Genomic DNA, 11272 nt, shown 5'->3' with positions numbered 1-11272 from the left:
CCCCCCCCCCCCCCCCCCCCCCCCCCCCCCCCCCCCCCGCCCCCTCCGCACCACCCCTGCCCTGAGGAGTCCCCGTGGCCATCTCGGTCTTCGACCTGTTCTCTGTCGGCATCGGGCCGTCGAGTTCGCACACGGTCGGCCCGATGCGCGCGGCCCGCATCTTCGCCCGCCGGCTGCGCGGCGAGGATCTCCTCGGCTCCGTCGCCGCGGTCCGCGCCGAGCTGTACGGCTCGCTGGGCGCCACCGGCCACGGCCACGGCACCCCCAAGGCGGTGCTGCTCGGCCTGGAGGGCGACTCCCCGCGCACGGTGGACGTGGAGACGGCCGACGACCGGGTCGCGGCGATCAGGGCGGACGGCCGCCTCCGCCTCCTCGGCAGCCACGAGATCCCCTTCTCCTACGACGACGACCTGGTCCTGCACCGCCGCAAGGCCCTCCCCTACCACGCCAACGGCATGACCCTGTGGGCCTACGACGACCAGGGCACCGAACTCCTCACCAAGACGTACTACTCGGTGGGCGGCGGCTTCGTGGTCGACGAGGACGCGCTCGGCGCGGACCGCATCGTGCTCGACGACACGGTGCTGAAGTACCCCTTCCGCACCGGCGACGAGCTGCTGCGGCTGAACCGGGAGACCGGCCTGTCGATCTCCGCGCTGATGCTGGAGAACGAGCGCGCCTGGCGCACCGAGGACGAGATCCGGGCCGGCCTGCTGGAGATCTGGCGGGTGATGCGGGAGTGCGTGGCCCGCGGCCTGTCCCGCGAGGGCATCCTGCCCGGCGGCCTGAAGGTCCGCCGCCGCGCCGCGAACACCGCCCGCAAGCTGCGCTCCGAGGGCGACCCGCTGGCCCTCTCGATGGAGTGGATCACCCTCTACGCGATGGCCGTGAACGAGGAGAACGCGGCCGGCGGCCGGGTCGTCACCGCCCCCACCAACGGCGCCGCCGGCATCATCCCGGCCGTCCTGCGCTACTACCTCGACTTCGTGCCCGGCGCCGACGAGGAGGGCGTGGTCCGCTTCCTGCTGGCGGCCGGCGCGATCGGCATGCTGTTCAAGGAGAACGCCTCCATCTCCGGCGCCGAGGTCGGCTGCCAGGGCGAGGTCGGCTCGGCCTGCTCGATGGCGGCGGGCGCGCTGGCCGAGGTGCTGGGCGGCAGCCCCGAGCAGGTGGAGAACGCCGCGGAGATCGGCATGGAGCACAACCTCGGCCTCACCTGCGACCCGGTCGGCGGCCTGGTCCAGATCCCGTGCATCGAGCGCAACGGCATGGCCGCGGTGAAGGCGGTCACCGCGGCCCGGATGGCGATGCGCGGCGACGGCTCGCACAAGGTCTCCCTGGACAAGGTCATCAAGACCATGAAGGAGACCGGCGCCGACATGTCGGTCAAGTACAAGGAGACGGCCCGGGGCGGGCTGGCGGTGAACATCATCGAGTGCTAGAGAAAGGGCTCTGACCAGCGTTTTCGTGTCTTTCAGCGCTGTCAGGGCCTTTCCTGCTTACGCGGCGGGAAGTCCCTGGAACCTCCCTGGGACAGACGTGAAACTCCCTGGGATGTCCCTGCAAAGCTTCCTGGGTGCGGAGTGCGCTCTCTGCGCGAGTCGGGTAGCGGAAACCTACGCGTCACGAGACCGTGAGCGTTCGTGTTGCCGGATACCGCGTGGTGCCGCCAAGTGATGTCGTGCCTGATCAGAGCACTTGCGGCAGGTTGCCCCCGTACTGCCCCGTCCAGAGGCGTCCGGCCGCCGAGCGGCCTATCGGATCGGGCGGCCCACCGAATACCAAGGCCATCGACCACTTCAGCCGTAGATCATGATCTTGATGCCCGGGATGCAGTGCCTGGTGGGCGGCGTGCGCCAGTCATTTACGCGCCCAGCGCACGCCCAGCCCCACAACACCCAGTCGTACGACGGACGGGCTCCTCCTGCTTCCCCCTGCGGTGAGCGCACAGGCCACGGATGCCTCCATAGGACGGCTCTGCCCGCCGTATCATGACGGCACACGGGAAGGAGCACCGTCCATGAGTGTCGACGCGATCACACACACCGAGTTCCCCGCAGGATACGTGGTGTTCTTCGGCGCCGACGGAAAGATCATCATGACCCCGCAGAGCGAAGAGCACTCCAGCACGATCAAGTCGATGCAGATCGACTCTCTCGCTCTCGGCCGTCATGCGAAGGTCACCTCTGACGTCTACATCGACTTCCCGGCCGACGAGAACTCTGCCCCCGACCTGGCCATCCTGCGCGAGGACGCGCGCAAGGAGGGCAAGCGGTACAGCTTCGCGGACGTCCTGCTGATCTCCGAGGTCGTCTCGACCTCCTCGGCGCGCAAGGACTACGACGACTGCACCGTGAAGTACGGCCGTTACGGCATCCCCGTCTACCTGGTCGTGGACCCCTACGCACGGGAGGTCGTCCTGCACACCCAGCCTGCGGCAAGCGGCTACAGCAGCGCCCTCAAACGCGCGTACGGCACGGGCAAACTCCCCATCCCCCTCGCCGACGGCCGCACCTTCACCCTCGATCTCGACGAACTTCCCCTGCCGGACCCGGAGACCGGCACCCGCTGAGAAGACACGCCCGGCAGCCGCTCGGCGAGGACGTGATCGTCGACATCACCGCTGAGCGGTTCCCCACCCAAGTCAGGCACCGGTGACGTCGGACAGGAGTACGGACAGGAGGCGTTCCTCCATGACCGCGCTGCCCGATTCCTCCACCACGAGGGTCGGCGCGGGATCCCAAGGGCTGGCCACAGGGGGTCCCGCGAGCGGCGTGGACTCGCCCTTGCCGAGTGCCGTCCTGTAGTCGGTGGCGGTCATCCGCCAGAGGTGGGCAGCGTGGAGGGCCACGGCGTCCGTGGTGATACGCAGGCTGACCCAGTCGAAGTCGGCGCGCCAGTGCACCAGGCTCCCGCGCCCACGGCGTCGCCGAGCAGCTTGTGGCAGGCGGCGAACGGGACGCCCTCCGTTCCCTGGAGCTCACCGGCGGCGGCACGCAGTACGGCCGGGTTCTCGCAGACGAAGACGGTACGGGCGGCGGGGACGACGGGGCCGGTGGCGAGCTGGTGGAGGTTGAGCCCGGCAGGGGATGCCGAAGTCGGCGGCGTCGCGCAGCCAGTCGCAGACCACCGTGTCATTTCGGCGCCGATGTTGAGGACGAGTACCTGGCCGGCGAGGTCGTCCGCGATGGCCCCGGCGCTCTCCCACAGCACGCCGCACGGCCCGGTCGCGCGGTACGACCGCGCTGTCGCCCGTGCGCCGGGCGAGGGCACGCAGGACGAGCTGCTCGAGCGGGGTGCCGGCCACCAGGGCCTTGGTGTCGCCGGTGGCCCACTCGGCGAGCACCGGAAGCGGCAGGGCACCGACCGCGTGTCCGGGAATCCGGTCGGTCGCGCTGTACCGGCCGCGGCTCGACTCGTCCGAGGAAGCGGCCACGTTGGAGTGGGCCGACTACCTTCGGCGGGAGGCCTTCCTGAACGGCGCGCGTCTCGAACGGCTGGAGCCCGCAGACGTGTCGATGTTGGTGTCCGTCTCCGCAGCCCTTCGGGCGTTGTACAAGGAGACGGCGCGGAGCGGGCTGGCGGTGAACATCATCGGGTGCTGAGGGGCGCTGATAGGGCGCTGAGGGATGCTGATGGGCGTTGAGGGCCTGGTGGGTCCGTTCACGCCCCTGGTCGCGCGCCTTCGCGCCGCCGCCGCTCAGCCCAGCGCCGCGCTCGCCCGCCGCAGGTCCTCCAGGGCCGCCAGCGCGTACGGTGCGAATTCCTCCGTGTCGTCGCGGTCGCTCTCGGACCACTGGGCGTAGCCCCGCTTGAAGGCGAGGACGCCCAGCTCGCCCGCCAGGTGTGCGACCGGGTCGGGCACGCCCCGGGCGACCAGCGCCGTCGTCATCGCGGCCGCCAGACCGACGCTCTTGAGGGCGTCGCGCTCCTGGAGTTCGGTGCTGGCCGCGATGGCCGCCTTCAGCCGGGGGCCGATTTCCCGGTTGGCCGGCCCCATCACGCTCGACGCGCGCTCCAGGCCGGCCGCCACCGCCTGGAGCGGGCCGGCGCTCGCGGGCGCCTCGGCTATGCCGTCGGCCAGCAGCCGGCTGAGCGTCTCCTGGCCGGCCACCAGCAGCTCGCGCTTGTCGGAGAAGTGCCGGAAGAAGGTGCTCTTGGTGACGCCGGCGCGCTCGGCGATCTGCGCCACGGTGGTGGCGTCGTACCCCTGCTCGGTGAAGAGGTCGACGGCCGCGACGACGAGTCGCTGGGTCGCTCCGGGTTGCCATCTAGCCATGCGCCCAGGATAGGTGAGGGGACTTCTGTCCCGTCACAGGTGTAGGGTCAGTGACGGGACAAAGGTCCCATCACCTGTCTCCCGTCCCTCCGAGGAGTACTCATGCATGTCTTCGTCACCGGCGGCACCGGCACCATCGGCTCCGCCGTCGTCACCGAACTGCTCGGCAACGGGCACACCGTTCTCGCGCTGGCCCGCTCGGACGGCTCCGCGCGAACCCTGGAGGAGGCCGGCGCCAAGGTGCTGCGCGGCGAACTGGCGGACCTCGACGTCCTGCGGTCCGGCGCCGCGCAGTCGGACGGCGTGATCAGCCTGGCCTTCGGCCGCGACTACGCCAGCCCGGACGCGCTCACCCGGGGCATCGCCGAGGAGAGCGCCGCGCTCACCGCGCTGAGCGACGAACTCATCGGCAGCGACCGCCCCGTCGTCGCGGTGTCGGGCACGCCCTGGGTGCCGGGGCGGGCCGCCACCGAGGCCGATCCGGCGCCGGTCGACGGGCCGGTGGGGGGCCGCGGCCGGTCGGTCACCGCACTGCTGGACCGGGCCGCCGACGGGCTGCGGAGCATGGCCGTACGGATGCCTCGCACGGTGCACAACGAGGGCCGGGGCGGCTTCGCCGGCCTGCTCGCCGACCAGGCCCGCCGTACCGGGGTGGCCGGTTACCCGGGCGACGGCACCCAGCGCTGGCCGGCCGTGCACGCGCTGGACGCGGCGGTCCTGTTCCGGCTGGTCCTGGAATCGGCGCCGGCCGGGACGGCCTGGCACGCGGTGGCCGACGAGGGCGACGCGGTGCGGGACATCGCGACGGTGATCGGGCGGCGGCTGGGCCTGCCGGTCGAGCAGGTGCCGGAGGATGCCTTCGGCCCGTTCGGCCCGATCTTCGCCGCGGACCAGCCGGCCTCCGCCGCCCACACCCGCGAGGCCCTCGGCTGGCGGCCGACCCACCCGAGCCTGCTGGCGGACCTGGAGAACCTCCGGCCCTGATCCTTCCGCCGGCCGGATCCGGTGGCCGGTGCCAGACACCTCCCGTCTTACATTCTGATATCGGCTTTCCAGAACATAAGACGCCTGAGATCGTTGCGGTGCCCCCACCTTTCGCACGTGAAAGACCCAGAGATGCCCGCACCAGCCACCGGCCCGGCCCCCACGCCCACCCCCGTCAACCCGCGCTCTCGCGTTCTGATCGCCAGCCTCATGGGCACGACGATCGAGTTCTACGACTTCTACATCTACGCGACCGCCGCGGTCCTGGTCTTCCCCAAGCTCTTCTTCCCGAGCAGCGACCCGACCACGGCGCTGCTGTCCTCCTTCGCGGTGTTCGGCGCCGCGATGGTCGCCCGGCCGATCGGTGCCGTCTTCTTCGGGCACCTCGGGGACCGGCTCGGCCGCAAGAAGACGCTGGTGGTCTCGCTGCTCACGATGGGCGTCGCCACCTTCCTGATCGGTGTGCTGCCCACGTACGCGCAGGTCGGCTGGGTGGCCACCGCGCTGCTCGTGCTGATGCGGCTGGCCCAGGGCTTCGCGCTCGGCGGCGAGTGGAGCGGCGCCGCGCTGGTCGCCACCGAGAACGCGCCCAAGGGCAAGCGCGCCCTGTACGGCACCTTCCCGCAGCTCGGCGCCCCGCTCGGCTTCATCATCGGCAACGGCCTGTTCCTGATCATCGGGGCGGTGCTGCCGTCCTCGGCGGGCGCCGACCCGACCCAGCCCTCCGAGGCGTTCGCGAACTGGGGCTGGCGCATCCCGTTCCTGTTCTCCGCGGTGATGGTCGCGATCGGCCTGTGGGTGCGCTCCCGGCTGGTCGAGTCGGCGGTGTTCGCCAGGACCCGGGAGTCCGGCAAGGTCCGCAAGCTGCCGCTGGCCACCGTCGTCCAGGGCCACTGGAAGCAGCTGATCCTGGGCACCTTCATCATGCTGGCGACCTACGTGCTCTTCTACCTGATGACCACGTTCTCGCTGAGCTACGGCCGCACCGCGAAGGACGCCGCCGTGCCGGGCCTCGGCTACAGCTACACCACCTTCGTACTGATGATGATCTTCGGTGTGCTGTTCTTCGCCGTGTTCACCCTGGTCTCCGGCCCGCTCGCCGACAAGTACGGCCGCCGCGCCACCCTGATCTGGATCACCGCCGCGATCGTCGTCTTCGGTCTGGTCTGGGTCCCGCTGATCGGCCTCGGCACCCTCGGCGTCGTGCTGTGGCTGGTCCTCGGCTTCACCCTGATGGGCATGACCTTCGGCCCGATGGGCGCGCTGCTGCCGGAACTCTTCCCGACCAGCGTGCGCTACACCGGCTCCGGCATCTCGTACAACGTCAGTTCGATCCTGGGCGCGGCCGTCGCCCCGTTCATCGCGGTGGCGCTGTGGGAGGCCGGGGACGGCTCGCCGTGGCTGGTCGGCGTCTACCTGTCCGCGATGGCCGTACTGACCCTCATCGCGCTACTGCTCAGCAAGGAGACCAAGCACGTCTCCCTCGACGAGGCGGACGAGACGGACGACGCCAACGACGCGGACGGGGCCGAGTCCCCCGCGCCCACCGCCGGCCCGCACGCCCCCGCGGCCTCCCCTGCCCCCTGACGTCCACCGGCGTTCACCACCACCGGAAGCCGAGCCTCCGCACGCCCGGCGTACGGCTGTCGATCCAGGGCATAACAACAACTCCCGGCCCCACCGCACTTGGACCGCACAAGGCACCCGAGGGAGTCCCCATGCTGCGCGGCATCGACGTGAGCGCCTACCAGTCCGACACCTACGACACCGACGGCCTCTCCTTCGTCTTCATCAAGGCGACGGAGGGCCGTTCGTACACCAACCCCAAGCTGTCGGCCCAGACCAAACGGGGCCGCGACGCCGGGCTCGTCGTCGGCTTCTACCACTTCCTGTGGCCGGGCAACCTCACCGCCCAGGCCGAGCACTTCGTCGCCAAGACCCCCGACAGAGCCGGCGACATCCTCGCCGTCGACTGGGAGTCCACCGGCGACGGCAATCACGCGAGCAACGCCGAGAAGGACCGCTTCATCAAGAAGGTGAAGGAACTCCGCCCGGACCGCAGGGTCATTTTGTATTGCAATCGCAATTTCTGGCTGACGGTCGACGACACGTCCTACGCCGGCGACGCCCTCTGGATCGCCGACTACGTATCGGAGGGCAAGCCCCGCATCAAGGCCAAGTGGCGCATCCACCAGTACACGGCCGAGCCGCTGGACAAGAACGTGGCCGACTTCGAGAGCAAGGCGGCGCTGAAGAAGTGGGCGGACGGCGCCTGAGCCGTCCGTCCCCGGGGGTCAGCCCCGGAACTCCGCCGGCCGCTCCTCGGACGCCTCCGCCAGCGCCTTCCTGACCGCGTCCACGCCCCCGCGCAGCCCGTACACCGGGGTGCCCGGCTGCTGGCGCCAGGAGTCGTCGATGCCGCCCGCGTCGACCGTGTCAAAGCCGAGTTCCTCGATCAGGGCCCGGACCTTCGCCTTGGCCGCCGGGTCGTCGCCGGCCACCGGGAGGGCGATGCGGCCGGGGTCGCCGGCCGGGCGGGGGCGGTCCAGGATGTCCTGGGCGTAGGTGCCGTTGAACGCCTTGATGACGGGGTGGCCGAGGTGCTGTTCGGTCCAGCGGCTCTCGGTGCGGCCCTCGTCCTCGATACCGGCGATCCGGCCGTCGCGCAGCCGCGGGTAGTAGTTGCCCGTGTCGATGACCGCGAGGCCGTCCGCCGCCGCGTCGAACAGGTCGGCGGGCAGGTCCGGGACCGCCTTCAGCGGCACCGTGACCACCGCGACCTCGGCGCCGCGGGCCGCCTCCTCGGCCCGGACCGGTGTCGCGCCGGTCTCCTCGGCGAGGGCGGTGAGGGTGTGCGGGCCGCGCGAGTTGGCGACCGAGACATCGTGGCCGAGGGCGGTGAGCCGCCGGGTGAGGTTGCCGCCGATGTTGCCCGCGCCGATGATGCCGATCTTCATGGTCCGGCTCGCCTGACCTTCCGGGTCGTGAGTACGTCGTGGATGTGCGGTACGCCGTCCGGCATCCGTAACCGGACCGGTGGGCGGGCTATTCCTCGGTACGTCCGAACGGGTCGGTCAATTCCGCGCGCAGGATCTCGGCGGCGCCCGCCGCGTGGGCGGCGTCGCCGTGCCCGGGTTCATCCGTGCGCGGGCCGGTGAGGGCGAGCAGGTCGACCAGACCGTTCCGCGGTACCGGGACGCACTGGGTGAACAGGTCGGTGAGCACGGGGTTGTGGGCGGCGGCGACCGCGGCCGCGCGGAAGGCGGGGTCGTCCCCGGCCGCGGCTTTTCGGCGGCCGGCCAGTGCCATGCGCGGGGCGGTGACGTCGACGTCGGTGCGGCGCCGGGCCGCGAGCCGGGCGGCGTGCACCTCGACGGTCATCCGGACCCTGACGTGAAAGGGCGTCCGTCCGTACGGACGCCCTCCCGCGTCACTTGTTCAGGAACGCCCAGAACTCGTCGAACGACAGCAGCTTGTCGCCGTTCAGGTCACGGCTCTTGATGATCGCCTCCGCGACGGACTCGGTGACGTTCCAGTCGCCGCCCTGGGCCAGCGCGGTCTTGAACTCGGCCGGGGTGATGTGCCCGTCGCCGTCCGCGTCGATCCGGTCGAACTGCTTGCGTGCTTCCTCGATGTCCGCCACCGATCCGCCCCTCATCTCGTGCGCTGTGCTGCCATGGCCGTCGTACTGACGCAGGTCAGATTAACGTTCCGACGCGTGGGGGTCAGTGCCAGGGCTGGTAGTGCGGGTTGCTCCGGCACTCGTCCATGATCTCGGTCTTGGTCCGCTTGTCGACCGGGCAGACCCCGATGACGTACCTGCGGTCGACGCCGCCGGGGAAGGCGACCTCGACCTGGGCGGCCCAGCGGTGGGTGTCGCCGATGGTCTTGTTCACGTCGATGCCGCCGGGGGCGTCGACGTAGTAGTTCCAGCCGGACTTGTACCAGGTCTTGTACAGGTCGTGGTCGTAGGAGGTCGACACGTACGGGGAGGGCTGGTTGACCAGGACGTACTGCTCGATGTCGTACTGGCCGTCCACCACGTCCCTGGGCTGGAAGCCGTCCTCGAAGATCACGTCGGGGCCGCGGCCGTCGCTGCGGTAGAGGGTGCCGCAGGTGGTGCGCCAGGCCGGGTCGGGGGTGATGCGGTCGAGGTCGGCGCGGCGGTCGGCGGCGGCCTTGAGCTTGTCGTCGAAGACCGGGCAGGACGGCGCGGCGGCCTGGGCGGCGGCCGGGGCCGCGGCGGGGGCGGCCTGCGGCGGGGTGGCGGCCGACGTGGCGAGGACGGCGGCGAGGGAGAGGACGGCGGCGGCGGTGCGGCGCCGCAGACGAGTGATGATCATGGGAAGCAGGATCACCGGCCGGAACAGGCACCGCGCGGAATGTCACCCGTGGGTGGCGTGTCCGCTGAACTCCCCGCGGGCGGCGCCGAGATGGTGCTAGCGGTCCACCACGCGCATCTCGAACCAGGTCGTCTTGCCGCGCGGCAGCAGATCGACGCCCCAGCGGTCGGACAGCTTGTCGACGAGGAAGAGGCCGCGGCCGCTGAGGTCCAGCGGCTGGATCGGCATCAGACAGGGCAGCCCCCGGGACGGGTCGCGGACCTCGACCCGGACCCAGCCGGGCCGGCGCCGCATGCGCAGGCCGAAGACGCGGGCGCCGGTGTGCCGTACGGCGTTGCCGACCAGCTCGGAGACGAGGAGGACGGCGTCCTCGGCGAGTTTGGGGCTCAGTTGCCACTGGCGCAGGACGACGACCTGGGCGAGCCGGCGGGCGGTGGCGGCGGACTCCGGGCGGGAGGGCAGCGGAACCTCGCCCTCCGTGGGATCGCCGAACAACTCGATCGCCTTCAGCGCGTGTTCGTCCTCGACCGCCGGCGACCAGCGCGCAGCGGTCGCACGTCCGGCTCCCCGTGGCTGCCCCGTGTCCTCCAGCCCCGCCATGCCCCCATCATGGCCGCCCGCGGCACCTTCCGGGGCCGTTCCGGGGGAATACGCCAGGGACCCGGGCGGCACCGATGAGTGGCTTCTGGCATATGCCGGATGCATGGTAAAAATCGAAAAACATCGTGTGAGCTGGGGAGACCATTCGAGCAGTGCGGTGCGACGGCCCCCGGTCCCCCGACCGGCTTAAGGCTGCTTCAAGCCCTCCATAAACCGCTCCAACGAGGGACCCGGCCGCTACACCGCGTCAACAGCGCGCCGTTCAGATGAACTTCGCCTTGCCGGGTCCCTCCTCGACGAAGCTGCGCATCCCGCGCTCGCGGTCCTCGGTGGCGAACAGGCCCGCGAACCAGTTCCGTTCGACCGCGAGACCGGTGTCGAGGTCGGTCTCCAGACCGGTGTCGACCGCCTCCTTCGCCGCGCGCAGCGCGATGGCGGGGCCCCGGGCCAGCCGGGCCGCCCAGGCGTGCGCCTGTTCGTAGACCTCGGCGGCCGGGACCACCCGGTCCACCAGGCCCAGATTCAGCGCCTCGGCGGCCTTGACCTGGCGGCCGGTGAAGATCAGGTCCTTGGCCCGGGACGGGCCGATCAGCCGGGCCAGCCGCTGGGTGCCGCCGGCCCCCGGGATCAGGCCGAGCAGGATCTCCGGCTGGCCGAGCTTGGCGTTGTCGGCGGCGATGCGGTAGTCGGCGCACAGCGCGAGTTCGCAGCCGCCACCGAGCGCGTACCCGGTGACGGCGGCGACCACCGGCTTGGGGATGCGGGCGACGGCGGTGAAGGAGTCCTGCAGGGCCCGGGCCCGCAGCACCATCGCCGCGTGGTCCATCGCCTGCATCTCCTTGATGTCCGCGCCCGCCGCGAACACCTTCTCGCCGCCGTAGAGGACCACGGCGCGCACGTCCGCGCGGGCCGTGGCCTCCTCGGCGAGTTCCTTCAGCCGGTCCTGGGTGGCGGTGTCCAGCGCGTTCATCGGCGGGCGGTCCAGACGCAGCGTGCCGACGCCCTCGGCGACTTCGAGATGTACGGTCATGCCCGCAGGTTAACGGGGACTAACCGGCTTGGATAA

At 71.1% G+C, this 11272-nt stretch carries 14 protein-coding genes and 1 pseudogene; 6 read left to right on the top strand and 9 right to left on the bottom strand.

All coding sequences use genetic code 11. From position 1 onward, the window contains the following. The first annotated feature begins 74 nt into the window (after positions 1-74). Positions 75-1442, top strand: coding sequence for an L-serine ammonia-lyase (locus ACTT8P_RS26790; RefSeq protein ID WP_442834317.1), 1368 nt, complete (start codon positions 75-77; stop codon positions 1440-1442). A 578-nt stretch (positions 1443-2020) separates the two neighbouring features. After that, on the top strand, positions 2021-2572 hold the full coding sequence (locus tag ACTT8P_RS26785) for a Uma2 family endonuclease (protein WP_442834316.1): 552 nt from the start codon (positions 2021-2023) through the stop codon (positions 2570-2572). A 72-nt stretch (positions 2573-2644) separates the two neighbouring features. Here ACTT8P_RS26785 and ACTT8P_RS26780 read toward each other — a convergent pair whose 3' ends face one another. Together ACTT8P_RS26780 and ACTT8P_RS26775 are read right to left on the bottom strand one after the other, a co-directional pair. Then, positions 2645-2947 (bottom strand): DUF2399 domain-containing protein, encoded by a 303-nt coding sequence (locus ACTT8P_RS26780; protein WP_442834320.1) that lies wholly within the window; start codon positions 2945-2947, stop codon positions 2645-2647. Between the two features lie 33 nt (positions 2948-2980). Further along, a complete protein-coding gene (locus ACTT8P_RS26775) occupies positions 2981-3346 on the bottom strand; it encodes a hypothetical protein (RefSeq protein ID WP_442834319.1) in 366 nt (121 codons plus the stop codon). Between ACTT8P_RS26775 and ACTT8P_RS26770 the strand changes: the two genes are divergently transcribed. Then, entirely contained in the window at positions 3327-3605 is a 279-nt protein-coding gene (locus ACTT8P_RS26770; RefSeq protein ID WP_442834321.1) for a hypothetical protein, read from the top strand. The two genes, ACTT8P_RS26775 and ACTT8P_RS26770, sit on opposite strands and share 20 nt — an antisense overlap. 95 nt (positions 3606-3700) lie before the next feature. On the opposite strand, the gene ACTT8P_RS26765 is transcribed toward ACTT8P_RS26770, so the two are convergent. Then, positions 3701-4279, bottom strand: coding sequence for a TetR/AcrR family transcriptional regulator (locus tag ACTT8P_RS26765; protein WP_442834315.1), 579 nt, complete (start codon positions 4277-4279; stop codon positions 3701-3703). A gap of 102 nt (positions 4280-4381) precedes the next feature. Between ACTT8P_RS26765 and ACTT8P_RS26760 the strand changes: the two genes are divergently transcribed. The 3 genes from ACTT8P_RS26760 to ACTT8P_RS26750 all read left to right on the top strand — a co-directional run bounded on the left by ACTT8P_RS26760 (position 4382) and on the right by ACTT8P_RS26750 (position 7539). After that, positions 4382-5263, top strand: coding sequence for an SDR family oxidoreductase (locus ACTT8P_RS26760; protein ID WP_442834314.1), 882 nt, complete (start codon positions 4382-4384; stop codon positions 5261-5263). Positions 5264-5395: 132 nt separating this feature from the next. Continuing rightward, a complete protein-coding gene (locus ACTT8P_RS26755; protein ID WP_442834313.1) occupies positions 5396-6850 on the top strand; it encodes an MFS transporter in 1455 nt (484 codons plus the stop codon). 131 nt (positions 6851-6981) lie between these two features. Then, entirely contained in the window at positions 6982-7539 is a 558-nt protein-coding gene (locus tag ACTT8P_RS26750) for a GH25 family lysozyme (protein WP_442834312.1), read from the top strand. Between the two features lie 18 nt (positions 7540-7557). On the opposite strand, the pseudogene ACTT8P_RS26745 reads toward ACTT8P_RS26750, so the two are convergent. From ACTT8P_RS26745 to ACTT8P_RS26720, 6 genes and pseudogenes are all read right to left on the bottom strand, one after another. Continuing rightward, positions 7558-8244 (bottom strand): annotated as a pseudogene (locus ACTT8P_RS26745) (NADPH-dependent F420 reductase); the annotation flags it as partial. Positions 8245-8308: 64 nt separating this feature from the next. Continuing rightward, positions 8309-8644, bottom strand: a complete 336-nt coding sequence (locus tag ACTT8P_RS26740) for an FCD domain-containing protein (protein ID WP_442834311.1) — start codon at positions 8642-8644, stop codon at positions 8309-8311. Between the two features lie 49 nt (positions 8645-8693). Then, the gene (locus ACTT8P_RS26735; RefSeq protein WP_442834318.1) at positions 8694-8906 is read right to left on the bottom strand and encodes an EF-hand domain-containing protein; all 213 of its coding nucleotides are present in this window, start codon (positions 8904-8906) and stop codon (positions 8694-8696) included. Between the two features lie 82 nt (positions 8907-8988). Beyond that, positions 8989-9606: an ADP-ribosyltransferase gene (locus tag ACTT8P_RS26730; RefSeq protein ID WP_442834310.1), complete on the bottom strand. Its 618-nt coding sequence runs from the start codon at positions 9604-9606 to the stop codon at positions 8989-8991. Positions 9607-9702: 96 nt separating this feature from the next. Next, complete coding sequence (locus ACTT8P_RS26725) at positions 9703-10206, bottom strand: ATP-binding protein (RefSeq protein WP_442834309.1); 504 nt, start codon at positions 10204-10206, stop codon at positions 9703-9705. Positions 10207-10468: 262 nt separating this feature from the next. Beyond that, positions 10469-11236, bottom strand: coding sequence for an enoyl-CoA hydratase/isomerase family protein (locus ACTT8P_RS26720; RefSeq protein ID WP_442834308.1), 768 nt, complete (start codon positions 11234-11236; stop codon positions 10469-10471). Positions 11237-11272: the final 36 nt, after the last annotated feature.

Origin of the sequence: Streptomyces sp. JW3, from assembly GCF_052216785.1 — a bacterium.
Taxonomy (GTDB): domain Bacteria; phylum Actinomycetota; class Actinomycetes; order Streptomycetales; family Streptomycetaceae; genus Streptomyces.
This window is presented reverse-complemented; position numbering and strand designations above follow the sequence as displayed.